This is a genomic window from Azospirillum sp. UENF 211521 (assembly GCF_058780535.1).
This window is the reverse complement of the sequence record NZ_JBSNCF010000002.1, coordinates 253956-268081: the sequence shown is the minus strand read 5'-3', so window position 1 is coordinate 268081 and position 14126 is coordinate 253956. Positions and strand designations below refer to the sequence as shown.

The following is a 14126-nucleotide window of genomic DNA, read 5'->3' as shown; positions in this document are numbered from 1 at the left end:
CAAACGCAGCGCGCGGTTTGCCAAGATTGCAAATATGCACTTCGGCATAATCTTCGGGTGATAGGCGGGTCCATGCAGAAGCTCTTCCTCGGCTACAAGCTCCGCCGCCTGCGCGAACAGCGCGGGCTGACCCAGGCGGCGCTGGCCAAGACGCTGGACCTGTCGCCGAGCTACCTGAACCAGATCGAGAACAACCAGCGTCCGCTGACCCTGCCAGTGCTGCTGAAGATCTCCGCCGTGTTCGAGGTGGACCTGTCCAACTTCGTCGAGGACGAGGACAGCCGTCTCGTCGCCGACCTGCGCGAGGCCCTGGCCGACCCGCTGTTCGCCGGGGCGCCGCTGACCAACGCGGAGCTGCGCAGCGCCGTCGGCTCAAGCCCGGAACTGGCCCGCCGCGTGCTGAGCCTGCACCAGGCCTACCAGAAGCTTCACGAGCGGGTGCAGTCGCTGGCCGACAGCCTGTCCAACCAGGAACCGAGCGACGCCTTCGCCGGGCCACAGTTCCCCTACGAGGAGGTCCGCGACTACTTCCACTACTGCAACAACTACATCGGCCCGCTGGACGAGGCGGCGGAAAATCTGTGGAACACGGAGAAGATCCACTCCGGCGCCCTGCTGAACGAGCTGGCCGCCTATCTGAAGCGGCGGCACGACGTCCGTGTGAAGATCGTCGCCGACGATGGCGAGACGGCCATGCGCAGCTACGACGGCAGCACCGGCACGCTGCGCCTGTCCGCCTTGCTGAACGGCCCCAGCCGCGCCTTCCACATGGCGCACCAGATCGCCCTGCTGGGCTTCGGCGACGTGATCGAGGAGCGCGTCGCCCAGGCGAAATTCTCCAGCGAGGACGCGCGGTCGATCTGCCGCGTCGGGCTCGCCAACTATTTCGCGGGGGCGCTGGTCCTGCCCTACCGCGCCTTCGCCGCCCAGGCCCGCGCGCTGCGCCACGACGTCGAGCAGTTGCAGAGCCGCTTCGGCGCCAGCTTCGAGCAGGTCTGCCACCGGCTGTCCACCCTGCAGCGGCCGGGGGCGCGCGGCCTGCCCTTCTACTTCGTGCGGGTGGACATGGCCGGCAACATCACCAAGCGCCATTCGGCGACGCGCTTCCACTTCGCGCGCTTCGGCGGCGCCTGCCCGCTGTGGAACGTGCACGAGGCCTTCGCCCAGCCCGGCAAGATCCTGGTGCAGTTCGCCACCATGCCCGACCGCACCACCTACATCGGTATCGCCCGCACGGTGACCAAGCGCGGCGGCGCCTATCTGAAGCCGTCGCGCCAGTTCGCCGTCGGGCTAGGCTGCGAGGCGACCCACGCCAACGAGATCGTCTACGCCGCCGGCATCGACACCTCCAACGAGGCCGCCGCCGTGCCGATCGGCGTGAACTGCCGAATCTGCGAGCGCACCGACTGCCAGCAGCGCGCCTTCCCGCCCATCGGCAGCCAGCTCTCGGTGGACGAGCACCACCGCAGCTTCGTCCCCTACCTGTTCACCCAGGAGGGGCGGACCGTGGAAAAGGCCTGAAGGGTTGGCGATTCCGCTGCGGCCGCTCTATCATCCGCGGCCCAACCGACAGGATCACGACATGACGACGCCCACCGCCCGGCCCTTGCCCCAGAAGACCATCGGCGTCCTCGGTGGCATGAGCAACCAGGCCACCGCCGAATATTACCGCCTGCTGAACGAGGGGCTGAACGCCCGCTTCGGCGGCTGGGACAACGGCGAGATCGTCATCGTCAGCGTCAACTTCGGCAACATCGAGCATTTCGTCCGACGGAACGAATGGGACGCCGCGCGGCGCTATCTGTCCGGCAAGGTCGACGCGCTGGAGCGCGCCGGGGCCGACGTGATCCTGTGCGTGTCGAACACCATGCACCGTGTGGTCGAGCCGATCATGGCCGACCGCGCCACCCCCTTCATCCACATCGCCGACCCGACCGGTGCGGCGATGCGGGCCGCCGGCCTGTCGCGGGTGGCACTGCTCGGCACGATGGCGACGATGCTCTCCGAGGACCTGCGCCGCCGTTACGAGGAGCGCTTCGGGGTCGAGATCATGGTGCCCTCCGATCCCGACAAGGCGACGGTCGACCGCATCATCTTCGACGAGCTGGTGCGGCGCGACCTGCGTCCGGAGTCCAAGGCCCAATATCTGGAGATCATCGACCGGATGGCCGAAGACGGAGCGCAGGGAGTGATCCTCGGCTGCACCGAGATCTTCCTGCTGGTCGATCAGGCTGACCGGCCGGGGTTTCCGATGTTCAACACGACGGCGCTCCACACCGACGCCGCGGTGGCCTTCGCGCTGGGCGACTAGGCCACCGCCGACCCGCCGGAGACCGACGCCTCAGGACGGCGCCCCTCCGGCGGCGGGTGCCGCCTTCAGGCGCCGGATCATGGCGAGCGCCTCCGGCGGCGGCCGGCGCTCGACGCGCCGGTAGACACGCCCGTCGCGCGTCCGGTCGAGCAGGCCGAAATCGCACAGCTCGCGGCGCAGCAGGACATGGTCGCCGAACCGGTTGGCGCCGCGCAGGACGTCGTTCACCTCGCCCTCGCCCATCGCCCGGCCGGCGTCGATCCGCGACCACAGAATCCACAGGCACAGGTCGCGCTCGCTGCGCTTCGGCGGCCAGCGCAGCAGGGCGCCGGCGGCGTCGAAGCAGCGTGCCACCTTCAGGAGCCGGACCGGATCGACCGGTGGCGGCGCGTCCACCGTCACGCCGGGAGGGTCCTGCGCCGTGATTTGCTCCACCGTCTGGGCCTGGGGCTGGATCTGGGCCTGTGTTTGGGCCTGGACCCGGAAATGCTGGAAGTTCCGGCAGCCGACCGCCTTGGCCAGCATGTTGAGCCATTCGACATGGCCGGGCGGCTCGGTCCGGTTGGCAAGTTGCGCGCGCAGCGAGCGCGCAAGAGCGGAAATATCGCCCGCGCTGTAGGGCAGCGGCGTTCTGGACATGGATTCATCCTCACAACGCGCCAATCCGCGGAGGGATGCCGGTGGTCGCCAACTTCCGACGCGGCACGCGATGAGGTGTCGGTCGATGGGGTGTCGTGGCAGGTTTAGCTCCCCGGAACGGGGCGGCGACGCCTTGGTGAACTGCCGACCAGAGGTGTTTTCTACCGCAAGGCGGCGGCGCTGGCAAGCCGCCTGGGCAGAGCGACGCCCCCCGGCTCCGCCCGCAGACGAACCCTCAGCTCGGGTAATGGCCGCCCAGGGTTTCCGACAGCCGGTGGCCGGCCGCCAGCAACAGGGGCATCATCACCGCCACGCGCTCCTCGGTGAAGCGCGTCAGCGGGCCCGACAGGGTCAGGGCGCCGACCAGCCCCTCCCGCTGGGAGAAGACCGGAACGGCGGCGGCCCCGGTCTCGGACTCCCGCTCGCCGAAGGACAGCAGCGGCAGGGCGGCGAAGTCCTCCGCCGACACCGTCCCGGAGAAGCGGAGGAGCACATGGCCGGCCGCCCCGCGATCCAGGGGCAGGCGGTCGCCTTCGTGGACGTGGTCGCGGATCGCCTGCGTCGAATCCTCGCGGAACGCGCAGATCCGCCACGCCCCCTCGCGCCGGAAGAAGGACGCGCTCTCCCCGCTCTCGCGCATCAGCTGGCGCAGCACCGGCCGGACATGGTCCTCCAGGCGCAGGGAGCGCTGGTAGAGCCCGCCCAGCCGCATCAGCTCCGGCCCGAGCCGATAGGACTTGTCCTGGTGGCGGATGAGATAGCCGGCCTTTTCAAGGGACACGGTCAGCCGCAGGATGGTGCTCTTGTAGAGCCCGGTCCGCGCCGCGATCTCCGTCAGGCTCAGCGCGTGGTCGCCCGCCTGGAAGCAGCCGACGACGCTCAACGCCCGGTCGACGGCCTCCACCCCGCCGGCGGGAGCCGTGGTCGTCTTGGGCTTTTCGTCGGTCATATCGCATCCTTCGTTGACGGCCCGGCGTCGGCACGCTCGGCCATCAGCAGGCCTTAGCGTGCATTTTTCCCCGACACAACCCTCGGACGTCAAGGATGTCCAGGGCCGAAAAATGTTCGGTGCTGAACGGTTCGGGGTTGACGCATTTAGCGCACCTATGTTCTCTTAGGTGAAACATGGTTCTATCTAACAGAACTTCTGCGAGGCGAAGGGTGGAACGCTACAGGCTGTTCATCGACGGGGACTGGTGCGATCCGGTGTCCAACGAGTGGTTCGAATCGACGGAGCCCTATTCGGGGCGGGCGTGGGCGGAGATTCCGCGCGGGACGCAGGGCGACGCCGATCGCGCGATCGAAGCGGCGCACCGCGCCTTCCTGGCTCCGGAATGGGCCGGGCTGACCGCGACCCAGCGCGGCGCCCTGCTGCGCCGGCTGGCCGAGCTGATCGAGCGCAACGTCGACCGGCTGGGCGCCATCGAGCAGCGCGACAACGGCAAGCTGATGGCCGAGGTCAGCGGGCAGGTGCGCAACGTCGCCCAGTGGTTCCACTACTACGCCGGCCTCGCCGACAAGGTTCAGGGCGCCGTCGTGCCGATCAACAAGGCCGACGTCTTCAACTATGTGAAGTACGAGCCGCTCGGCGTCGTCGTCGCCATCACGCCGTGGAACTCGCCGCTGGCTCTGACCACCTGGAAGATGGCCCCGGCCCTGGCCGCCGGGAACACCATCGTCATCAAGCCGTCGGAATACACCTCCGCCTCCATCCTGGAGCTGGCGAAGCTGGCCCATGAGGCGGGCTTCCCGCGCGGCGTCGTCAACGTCGTCACCGGCTTCGGCGGCGAGGTCGGCGAGCCGCTGGTCCGCCATCGCCTGACCGCCAAGGTCGCCTTCACCGGCGGCGACATCGGCGGCCAGCGCGTCAACGAGGCGGCGGCGCCGGGCCTGAAGAAGGTGACGCTGGAACTGGGCGGCAAGTCGCCGAACATCGTCTTCGACGACGCCGACCTCGACCAGGCGGTGAAGGGCGCCATCTCCGGCGTGTTCGGCGCCTCGGGCCAGACCTGCATGGCCGGCTCGCGCCTGCTGGTGCAGAAGACCATCCACGACGCCTTCGTGGAGAAGCTGGTCGCGGCGGCGGGCGAGGCGCGCATCGGTGATCCGTCGAAGATGGACACGCAGATCGGACCCATCGCCACCCGCGCGCAGTGGGAGAAGATCCTGCGGATGATCGAGATGGCCAAGGCGGAGGGCGCGGTCTGCGCGCTCGGCGGCCATGCCCTGTCGGGACCGGAGTACGGCCAGGGGCAGTTCGTCGCGCCGACCATCTTCACCGGCGTCCGCAACGACATGCGCATCGCCCAGGAGGAGGTGTTCGGCCCGGTCCTCTGCGTCATCCCCTTCGAGGACGAGGAGGACGCGCTGCGCATAGCCAACGACGTCGAGTTCGGGCTGGCGGCCGGCGTGTGGACGCGCGACCTGCACCGCGCGATGCAGTGCGTGGACCGGCTGTGCGCCGGGACGGTGTGGGTGAACAACTACCGCTCCACCAGCTTCACCACGCCCTTCGGCGGCTACAAGCGCTCCGGCCTCGGCCGCGAGGGCGGCGTGGAGGCGATCAAGGAATATCTCCAGACCAAGAGCGTCTGGATCACCACCAAGCCCAACCGCGCCAACCCCTTCGTGCTCGGCTGAGGCCGGGCCTGCAGGGGCCTTGCCCCGGGAGCATTCCCATGTCCGAAGCGACCATCGATACCGCCGCCGGCTGGTGGCGGACGTCGATCATCGACATCCATCCAGGTTCGATCCGGGTGCGCGGCTACGCCATCGAGGAACTGATCGGCACGATCGGCTTTCCCGACATGGTCTGGCTGATGCTGCGCGGCGACCTGCCGACGCCGGCCCAGGGCCGGCTGCTGGGGGCCGCGCTGGTCGCGGCGGTGGACCACGGGCCGCAGGCGCCATCCATCGCCACGGCCCGCATGGCCGCCACCTGCGGCGTCGGGCTGAACAACGCCATGGCCTCCGGCATCAACGCGCTGGGCGACGTCCATGGCGGCGCCGGCCAGCAATGCATGGAGTTGTACACGACCATCGCCGCCCGCATGGCGGAAGGCGCCACCCTGGCCGCGGCGGCGGACGCCGAGATCGCCGCCCGGCTGGAGCGGCGCGAGCACATTCCCGGCTTCGGCCACCGCTTCCACCCCGTCGATCCCCGCGCCGGCCGCCTGCTGGCCCTGGTGGAGGAGGCGACGGGCGAGGGGGCGGTCACCGGGGAGGTCGCCGCCATCGGCCGCGCCGTCGAGGACGCGCTGGCCGCCCGCAAGGGCAAGCGCGTGCCGATGAACATTGACGGCGCCACCGCCGTGGTGTTCGCCGAACTCGGCTTCCCGTCCGGGCTCGGGCGCGGGCTGTTCGTGCTGTCGCGCTCGGTCGGCATCCTGGCGCACGCCTGGGAGCAGTCGCAGCAGGGCGGCCGGATCAAGGGGCCGATGCCGCCGTCCATCCCCTACCGCTACGACGGCGCCGCGCCGCGCCCGGTGCCGGGAGGCGGCGCATGACCGGCCCGTCCGCCGACAATCCGCTGCCCCTGGCCGGCGTCAAGGTGCTCGACTTCGGCCACACGGTGATGGGGCCGTCCTGCGCCATGATCCTCGCCGACCTCGGCGCCGACGTGGTGAAGATCGAGCCGGTGCCCAACGGCGAGCCCACCCGCCATCTGAAGGGCTTCGGCACCGGCTATTTCGGCTATTTCAACCGCAACAAGCGTTCGCTCGCCGTCGACCTGAAATCGCCGGAAGGACGCGAGATCGCCCGCCGCCTCGTCGCCGAGACCGACGTGCTGGTGGAGAATTTCGCCCCCGGCACGATGGACCGGCTGGGGTTGGGCGCCGAGACGCTGGCCGCCATCAACCCACGGCTGATCTACGCCAGCCTGAAAGGCTTCCTCGACGGCCCGTACGCCGGGCGCCTCGCGCTCGACGAGGTGGTGCAGATGATGACCGGGCTCGCCTACATGACCGGGCCGAGCGGCCGGCCGCTGCGCGCCGGCACGTCGGTGGTGGACATCACCGGCGGCATGTTCGCGGTCATCGCCATCCTGGTGGCGCTGCGCGAGCGGGAGCGGACCGGCCGGGGGCAGACCGTCGAATCCGCCCTGTTTGAGACCACGGTGTTCCTGATGGGGCAGCATCTCTGCTACGCCGCCCAGTCGGACGCGCCGATCCCGCCGATGCCGGAGCGCGTGTCGGCCTGGGCGGTCTACGAGACCTTCCACACTGCCGACGGGCGGCCGATCTTCGTCGGGATCACCACTGACAGCCATTGGGAGCGCTTCTGCGCCACCATCGACCGGCCGGACCTGCGCGACGATCCGCAGTTCCGCACCAACAACGACCGCATCGCCGCCCGGCCGCGCCTGCTGCCGCTGCTGACGGCGCTGTTCGGCGGCCTGTCGATGGAGGAGGCGGTGTCGGTGTGCGAGCGCGCCCGCATCCCCTTCGCCCCGATCGCCCGGCCGGAGGATCTGTTCGACGACCCGCATCTGCGGGCGACCGGCGGGCTGATGCCGACCACCCTGCCCAACGGGGTACGGACAGCCCTGCCCCGGCTGCCGATCCATGTGGCGGCTGCCGATCTGGCGATCCGCTGCGATCCGCCGCGCGTCGGCCAGGACACGCGCGCCGTGTTGGCGGAGGCCGGCTATGACCCGGCGGTAATCGAACGGCTGGTGGAGGCCGGGGTCATCGTGGCCGACGGCACCACCAACGGCGCCACCGACCGTGCACCGGGCAAGAATCAGAAACGCCTCGCCGGATGAAGCGGGACAGGTCAGGAGACGAATGAAATGACGGAGGAAACCAGGATGAGCCCGGCCGGCAACAACACCCCCAGCGACAATGATATCAGCGATCTGGTGATCGTCGGCTGCGGCATCGCCGGGCTTTCGGCGGCGGTGACGGCCTTGCAGGCCGGGCTGTCGGTCACGCTGCTGGAGCGGGCTCCGGAGGAGGATTTCGGCGGCAACTCGCGCTGGACCGAAGCCTACATGCGGATGAAGAACGATTCCGAGATCGCCGACGATTTCGAGGAGCATTTCGCCGCCAACGCCGGGCTGAACATCGACCCCAACGTTCTGGCCGCCGCCGCCGAGCCCTATGAATACTGGCCCGATTACGTGAAGGCCCATCCCTTCCCCGATCCGGAGGTGATCGCCCGCTTCGCCGAGCGGGTGCCGACGACCATCGGCTGGCTCAAGGAGTTCGGCCTGCGTTTCGAGCCGCAGCCGATCTATCTGCTGACCCAGAACACCCAGCGCATCGCCGCCCAGGGCGGTGGCCTCGCCCTGATCGAGCGGCTGATGGCGGAGGCGAAGGCGCTCGGCGCCCGCGTGCTCTACCGCACCACCGCGCTCGACCTGCTGCGCGACGGGCAGGGTCGCATCGGCGGCGTCCACGCCACCGGGCCGGACGGCCTGCGCGTCGCCATCCGCGGCCGTTCGACGGTCCTGGCCTCGGGCGGCTATCAGGGCAACACCGAGATGATGACCCGCTACATGGGGGCGCGCGCCAAGCATGTGCGGCCGGTGGCGCGCGGCGGCTACTACAACCGCGGCGAGGGCATCCGCATGGCGCTTGATGCCGGGGCGGCGCCGGCCGGCGATTTCGGCTCCTACCACGCCGAGCCGGTCGATCCGCGCTCCCGCCAGCCCGAGGCGGTGATCTTCATCTGGCCCTACGGCGTGCTGGTCAACAAGCGGGGCGAGCGCTTCCTCGACGAGGCGCCGGGCACCGCCGACGCCACCTACGACCACATCACGCGCGTCGTCGCCGACCAGCCGGAAGGGCTCGCCTACGTCCTGTTCGACGATCAGGTGGAGGACATCCCGCGCTGGCGCACCAGCATCCGCAGCGACGTGCCGGCCATCGAGGCGCCAACGCTCGACGCCCTGATCGAGAAGCTCGGCCTGCCGGCGGACGCCACCAGGGCGACGGTCGCCGCCTACAACGCCGCCTGCCCGTCCGACGCCGCCGGTTTCGACCCGACGCGGGTGGACGGTCTGGCGACGACCGGGCTGACCCCGCCCAAGACCAACTGGGCGCGCCCGCTGGTCAAGGGGCCGTTCCGTGCCTTCCCCATCGTCTCGGCCAACTGCTTCACTTTCGGCGGGCTGAAGGTGGACGTGGACGCCCGCGTTCTGGACGGCAACGGCCAGCCGATGCCCGGCCTCTACGCGGCGGGCGAGACCGTCGGCCTCTACCACCAGGTCTACACCGGCTCGACCTCGGTCCTGCGCGGCGCCGTGTTCGGCCGGCTCGCGGCCCAGCACGCCGCCCAGAGCATGGCCGCATCCCGGAACGCCGGCTGACCATCATAAGAAAATCTCGGGTCCAAAGATTCATTGGGAGGAAATCGTGAAGCGCTACGCCGTGACGGCGGCCATCGCCGCCTGCCTGCTCGCCCAGACCTATTCCGCACCGGCCCACGCCCAGGGCGCCGCCTACAGCGACGGCAAGATCAAGATCGGCATCCTGACCGATCTGTCGGGCCAGCTCTCCGACAGCACCGGTCAGGGCTCGATCGCCGCCGCGCAGATGGCGGTGGAGGATTTCGGCGGCGCCGTCAACGGCACGCCCGTCGAGCTGATCTTCGCCGACCATCAGAACAAGGCCGACATCGGCGCTTCGACGGCGCGGCGCTGGTACGACGTCGATCAGGTGGACGCCATCATCGACGTCCCGAACTCCGCGGTGGCCCTGGCCGTGCAGCAGATCACCAAGGAGGCCAACCGCGTCGCCATCTTCTCCTCCCCGGCCAGTTCGGACCTGACCGGCAAGGCCTGCACACCGAACGGGCTGCACTGGACCTACGACACCTACGCCCTCGCCCACGTGACGGCCGAGGCGGTGGTGGCCTCGGGCCTGAGCAGCTGGTTCTTCCTGACCTCCGACTACGCCTTCGGCCATGCGCTGGAGCGTGACACCGGCGCCGTCGTCGAAAGCCAGAAGGGCAAGGTCCTGGGCAGCGTCCGGGTGCCCGCCAACAACGCCGACTTCTCGTCCTTCCTGCTCCAGGCCCAGGCGTCGCCGGCGAAGGTCGTGGCGCTCGCCACCGCCGGGGCCGACACCCAGAACGCGATCAAGCAGGCGGCGGAGTTCGGCCTCGGCCAGTCGGGCAAGAACATCGTGGCGCTGCTGCTCGCCATCAGCGAGGTCCACGCGCTGGGCCTGCCGGCAACCCAGGACATCATGCTGACCACCCCCTTCTACTGGGACATGAATGACGAGACGCGCGCCTTCTCCAAGCGCTTCTTCGAGAAGCGCAAGGCGATGCCGACCTTCTATCAGGCCGGCGTCTACGGTGCGGTCAGCCATTACCTGAAGGCGATCAAGGCCGCCGGGACGGACGCCGCCCCCGACGTCATGAAGACGATGAAGGCGACCCCGGTGAACGACTTCATGACGAAGAACGGCTCGGTGCGCGAGGACGGCCGGGTGCTGCGCGACATGCATCTGTTCCAGGTGAAGACCCCCGCGGAATCCAAGGCGCCCTGGGACTATTACAAGCTGGTCCGCAGCGTTCCCGCCGAACGCGCCTTCCGGCCGCTGTCCGAAAGCGACTGCCCGCTCGTCAAGAAGATGTAAGGCGAAACACGCCGTCGGGGCGCGGCGCTTCGGCGACGCGGCGCCGGCGGCGTCACCGGCCTGAGTCCGAGGCAGCGCGAGGCCGGCTCATCACCGGGAAAGGACAGACATGACCACCGGACACACGGCCGGGCACACCGGCGACATCATCCTGGAAGCGCGTGGCCTGACGATGGAGTTCAAGGGCTTCGTCGCGGTGAAGGAGGTGAACCTCCAGGTCCGCCGCGGCACCATCCACGCGCTGATCGGCCCGAACGGGGCGGGCAAGAGCACGGTCTTCAACCTGCTGACCAAGTTCCTGACACCGACGCGCGGCCGGATTCTCTACAAGGGACGAGACATCACCGCCATGAAGCCCGCCGACGTGGCGCTGCTCGGCATGGTCCGCTCCTTCCAGATCTCCGCGGTCTTCCCGCACCTCAGCGTGCTGGAGAATGTCCGCGTCGCGTTGCAGCGCCCGCTCGGCACCAGCTTCCATTTCTGGAAGTCCGAGGAGACGCTGCGCGACCTGCGGGGCCGCGCGCTGGAGCTGATCGAGGCGGTGAACCTCACCCCGTGGGCCGACCATCTGGCCGCCGAGCTGCCCTACGGGCGCAAGCGCGCGCTGGAGATCGCCACCACGCTCGCACTCGACCCGGAGGTGATGCTGCTTGACGAGCCGCTGGCCGGCATGGGCCACGAGGACATCGAGGGCACCGCCGCGCTGATCAAGCGCGTTTCCGCCGACCGCACCATTCTGATGGTGGAGCACAACCTGTCGGTCGTCGCCCACCTGTCGGACACCATCACCGTGCTCCGCCGCGGCGAAATCCTGGCGGAAGGGCCGTACGAGGCCGTCTCGCGCAACCCGCAGGTCATGGAAGCCTACATGGGGACCGGACATGCCTGAGGGGATGCGCGCAACGACCGCCCGGACCGGGACGGCGATGCTCGACATCGCCGACCTGCACGGCTTCTACGGCGAAAGCCATGTGCTGCACGGCGTCGACATCGCGGTGCGGCAGGGCGAGGTGGTGACGCTGCTCGGCCGCAACGGCGCCGGCAAGACCTCCACCATGCGCGCCATCATGGGGATCATGGGCAAGCGCACCGGCTCCATCCGCTTCCAGGGCCAGGAGCTGATCGGTATGGCGCCGCACAGGATTCCCCGCCTCGGCATCGGCTATGTGCCGGAGGAGCGCGGGATTTTCTCCAGCCTCAGCGTGGACGAGAATCTGGCGCTGCCGCCGGTGGTGAAGGAGGGCGGGATGACGGTCCCGCAGATCCACGCGCTGTTCCCCAACCTGAAGGGCCGCGGCGCGACGCAAGGCACGCGCCTGTCCGGCGGCGAGCAGCAGATGCTGGCGATCGGCCGCATCCTGCGCACCGGCGCCGGCCTGATCCTGCTGGACGAGCCGACCGAGGGACTCGCCCCCGTCATCATCGAGCAGATCGGCGTGGCGGTGCGGGCGCTGAAGCAGCGCGGCTTCACCATCCTGCTGGTCGAGCAGAACTTCCGCTTCGCCGCCACCATCGCCGACCGTCACTACGTGATGGAGGAGGGGCATGTGGTGGACATGATCCCCAACGACCAGCTCCACGCCAATATGGACAAGCTCCACACCTATCTCGGCGTGTGAGCGGGAGAAGAACGCCCGATGTCCCAACTGCTCGGCATTCCGCCGCAGGCCCTGTTCGGCCAGCTTCTGCTCGGCCTGATCAACGGCTCCTTCTACGCGCTGCTCAGCCTCGGGCTGGCCGTGATCTTCGGCATGCTCAACGTCGTCAACATGGCGCACGGCGCCCTCTACATGGTCGGCGCCTTCGTGGCGTGGCTTCTGCTGACCTACGCCGGTGTCGGCTACTGGGGGGCACTGATTCTGGCGCCGCTGGTGGTCGGGCTGGTCGGGCTGGCGCTGGAGCGCACGCTGCTGCGCCGGCTCTACAAGGTCGACCATCTCTACGGCCTGCTGCTGACCTTCGGCCTCGCGCTGATCTTCGAGGGCGCCTTCCGCCATCACTACGGCGTGTCGGGCCAGCCCTACCCGATCCCGGACCTGCTGAAGGGCGGGACCAACCTCGGCTTCATGTATCTGCCGACCTACCGCGGCTGGGTGGTGGCGGCCTCGCTGCTGGTCTGCCTGGGCACGTGGTTCGCCATCGAGCGGACGAAGCTGGGCGCCTATCTGCGGGCGGCCACCGAGAACCCGACCCTGGTCCAGGCCTTCGGCATCAACGTGCCGGTGATGGTGTCGCTGACCTACGGCTTCGGGGTGGCGCTGGCCGGGCTGGCCGGGGTGCTGGCCGCACCGATCTATCAGGTCTCGCCGATGATGGGCTCAAACCTCATCATCGTCGTCTTCGCGGTGGTGGTGATCGGCGGCATGGGTTCGATCCTCGGCGCCATCGTCACCGGCCTGGGGCTGGGTTTGCTGGAGGGCCTGACCAAGGTCTTCTACCCGGAAGCCTCCAACATCGTCGTCTTCGTCATCATGGCTGTGGTGCTGATGGTCAAGCCCGCCGGCCTGTTCGGGCGGGAGAGATAAGCCATGAGCCTGCAAACCAGGGACACGCTGCACGAAGGTCTCGCCCTGCGCGGCGGTTCCCCGAAGGTCCTGCTGACCGGGGCCCTGCTGCTTCTGGCGGTCCTGGCGCCCTACGCCCTGTACCCGGTCTTCCTGATGAAGGTGCTGTGCTTCGCGCTGTTCGCCTGCGCCTTCAACCTGCTGATCGGCTTCGCCGGTCTGCTGAGCTTCGGCCATGCCGCCTTCTTCGGCGGGGCGGCCTACGTCGCCGCCCACGCGGTCAAGGAATGGGGCTGGACGCCCGAGGCCGGGCTGCTCGCCGCCACCGCGGCCGCCGGGGCGATGGGGCTGGTCTTCGGCCTGCTCGCCATCCGCCGGCAGGGCATCTACTTCGCCATGATCACCCTGGCGCTGAGCCAGATGATCTTCTTCCTGGCCCTGCAACTGCCCTTCACCCATGGCGAGGACGGCATCCAAGCGGTGCCGCGCGGGCATCTGTTCGGGCTGTTCGACCTCAGCCGGCCGCTGACCATGTACTACGTCGTGCTGGCAATCTTCCTCGGCGGCTTCGCCCTGATCTGGCGCACGGTCCACTCGCCCTTCGGTCAGGTGCTGAAGGCGATCCGCGAGAACGAGCCGCGCGCCGTGTCGCTGGGCTACCGCACCGACCGTTACAAGCTGCTGGCCTTCGTGCTGTCGGCGGCGCTGGCCGGGCTGGCCGGCGGAACCAAGGCGCTGGTCTTCCAACTCGCCTCGCTGACCGACGTGACGTGGCAGATGTCGGGCGAGGTGGTGCTGATGACGCTGCTCGGCGGCATGGGCACGCTGCTCGGCCCGGTGGTGGGGGCGGCGCTGGTGGTGACGCTGGAAAGCTATCTCGCCTCGACCAGCCTGCCGGTGCCGGTGGTGATCGGCGCGATCTTCGTCGTCTGCGTGCTGCTGTTCCGCCGCGGCATCGTGGGTGAACTGCTGCACCGCCTGCCCGGTAAGGGGAAACGCTGATTCCCGGCCGCGCCGGAGTCTCGCTGCCGCTGCGCAGCAGGAATTCCGGCGCGCTGGTCGGTGCGGTGGTGGCCACGGCGG

13 protein-coding genes are annotated in these 14126 nt (G+C 69.2%); 11 read left to right on the top strand and 2 right to left on the bottom strand.

The genetic code is table 11. The features are described from left to right. The first annotated feature begins 72 nt into the window (after window positions 1–72). Window positions 73–1521: a helix-turn-helix domain-containing protein gene (locus ACWPN5_RS18005; RefSeq protein WP_145679376.1), complete on the top strand. Its 1449-nt coding sequence runs from the start codon at window positions 73–75 to the stop codon at window positions 1519–1521. A gap of 61 nt (window positions 1522–1582) precedes the next feature. Next, window positions 1583–2311, top strand: a complete 729-nt coding sequence (locus ACWPN5_RS18000; RefSeq protein ID WP_200477365.1) for an aspartate/glutamate racemase family protein — start codon at window positions 1583–1585, stop codon at window positions 2309–2311. A gap of 30 nt (window positions 2312–2341) precedes the next feature. Here the strand turns inward: ACWPN5_RS18000 and ACWPN5_RS17995 are convergent, their stop codons facing one another. Beyond that, window positions 2342–2950 carry a DUF2087 domain-containing protein gene (locus ACWPN5_RS17995; protein WP_492296642.1) on the bottom strand — a complete coding sequence of 203 codons (609 nt, stop codon included), beginning with the start codon at window positions 2948–2950 and terminating at the stop codon, window positions 2342–2344. Between the two features lie 235 nt (window positions 2951–3185). Next, window positions 3186–3899 (bottom strand): IclR family transcriptional regulator, encoded by a 714-nt coding sequence (locus tag ACWPN5_RS17990; protein ID WP_200477363.1) that lies wholly within the window; start codon window positions 3897–3899, stop codon window positions 3186–3188. A 212-nt stretch (window positions 3900–4111) separates the two neighbouring features. On the opposite strand from ACWPN5_RS17990, the gene ACWPN5_RS17985 reads away from it, so the two are divergent. The 9 genes from ACWPN5_RS17985 to ACWPN5_RS17945 all read left to right on the top strand — a co-directional run bounded on the left by ACWPN5_RS17985 (window position 4112) and on the right by ACWPN5_RS17945 (window position 14045). Further along, window positions 4112–5590 (top strand): aldehyde dehydrogenase, encoded by a 1479-nt coding sequence (locus ACWPN5_RS17985; RefSeq protein WP_492296640.1) that lies wholly within the window; start codon window positions 4112–4114, stop codon window positions 5588–5590. 38 nt (window positions 5591–5628) lie between these two features. Then, a complete protein-coding gene (locus ACWPN5_RS17980; RefSeq protein ID WP_492296638.1) occupies window positions 5629–6456 on the top strand; it encodes a citryl-CoA lyase in 828 nt (275 codons plus the stop codon). Then, entirely contained in the window at window positions 6453–7715 is a 1263-nt protein-coding gene (locus ACWPN5_RS17975) for a CaiB/BaiF CoA transferase family protein (RefSeq protein ID WP_492296636.1), read from the top strand. Before ACWPN5_RS17980 ends, ACWPN5_RS17975 begins: the two co-directional genes overlap by 4 nt. 27 nt (window positions 7716–7742) lie before the next feature. Further along, window positions 7743–9263: an FAD-dependent oxidoreductase gene (locus ACWPN5_RS17970; RefSeq protein WP_492296634.1), complete on the top strand. Its 1521-nt coding sequence runs from the start codon at window positions 7743–7745 to the stop codon at window positions 9261–9263. A gap of 46 nt (window positions 9264–9309) precedes the next feature. Further along, complete coding sequence (locus ACWPN5_RS17965; protein WP_492296632.1) at window positions 9310–10539, top strand: ABC transporter substrate-binding protein; 1230 nt, start codon at window positions 9310–9312, stop codon at window positions 10537–10539. A 109-nt stretch (window positions 10540–10648) separates the two neighbouring features. Next, entirely contained in the window at window positions 10649–11428 is a 780-nt protein-coding gene (locus ACWPN5_RS17960; RefSeq protein WP_492296630.1) for an ABC transporter ATP-binding protein, read from the top strand. Window positions 11429–11432: 4 nt separating this feature from the next. Continuing rightward, window positions 11433–12158 carry an ABC transporter ATP-binding protein gene (locus ACWPN5_RS17955; protein ID WP_492296629.1) on the top strand — a complete coding sequence of 242 codons (726 nt, stop codon included), beginning with the start codon at window positions 11433–11435 and terminating at the stop codon, window positions 12156–12158. 18 nt (window positions 12159–12176) lie between these two features. Further along, window positions 12177–13064, top strand: coding sequence for a branched-chain amino acid ABC transporter permease (locus ACWPN5_RS17950; RefSeq protein WP_145689830.1), 888 nt, complete (start codon window positions 12177–12179; stop codon window positions 13062–13064). A gap of 3 nt (window positions 13065–13067) precedes the next feature. Next, window positions 13068–14045 carry a branched-chain amino acid ABC transporter permease gene (locus ACWPN5_RS17945; protein WP_145689829.1) on the top strand — a complete coding sequence of 326 codons (978 nt, stop codon included), beginning with the start codon at window positions 13068–13070 and terminating at the stop codon, window positions 14043–14045. Window positions 14046–14126 lie beyond the last annotated feature (81 nt).

Excerpts from the sequence above, each read along its gene's own strand:
- ACWPN5_RS18005 (WP_145679376.1), top strand. The coding sequence starts at position 73 with ATGCAGAAGCTCTTCCTCGGCTACAAGCTCCGCCGCCTGCGCGAACAG.
- ACWPN5_RS18000 (WP_200477365.1), top strand. The coding sequence starts at position 1,583 with ATGACGACGCCCACCGCCCGGCCCTTGCCCCAGAAGACCATCGGCGTC.
- ACWPN5_RS17995 (WP_492296642.1), bottom strand. The coding sequence starts at position 2,950 with ATGTCCAGAACGCCGCTGCCCTACAGCGCGGGCGATATTTCCGCTCTT.
- ACWPN5_RS17990 (WP_200477363.1), bottom strand. The coding sequence starts at position 3,899 with ATGACCGACGAAAAGCCCAAGACGACCACGGCTCCCGCCGGCGGGGTG.
- ACWPN5_RS17980 (WP_492296638.1), top strand. The coding sequence starts at position 5,629 with ATGTCCGAAGCGACCATCGATACCGCCGCCGGCTGGTGGCGGACGTCG.
- ACWPN5_RS17975 (WP_492296636.1), top strand. The coding sequence starts at position 6,453 with ATGACCGGCCCGTCCGCCGACAATCCGCTGCCCCTGGCCGGCGTCAAG.
- ACWPN5_RS17970 (WP_492296634.1), top strand. The coding sequence starts at position 7,743 with ATGACGGAGGAAACCAGGATGAGCCCGGCCGGCAACAACACCCCCAGC.
- ACWPN5_RS17960 (WP_492296630.1), top strand. The coding sequence starts at position 10,649 with ATGACCACCGGACACACGGCCGGGCACACCGGCGACATCATCCTGGAA.
- ACWPN5_RS17955 (WP_492296629.1), top strand. The coding sequence starts at position 11,433 with ATGCGCGCAACGACCGCCCGGACCGGGACGGCGATGCTCGACATCGCC.
- ACWPN5_RS17950 (WP_145689830.1), top strand. The coding sequence starts at position 12,177 with ATGTCCCAACTGCTCGGCATTCCGCCGCAGGCCCTGTTCGGCCAGCTT.
- ACWPN5_RS17945 (WP_145689829.1), top strand. The coding sequence starts at position 13,068 with ATGAGCCTGCAAACCAGGGACACGCTGCACGAAGGTCTCGCCCTGCGC.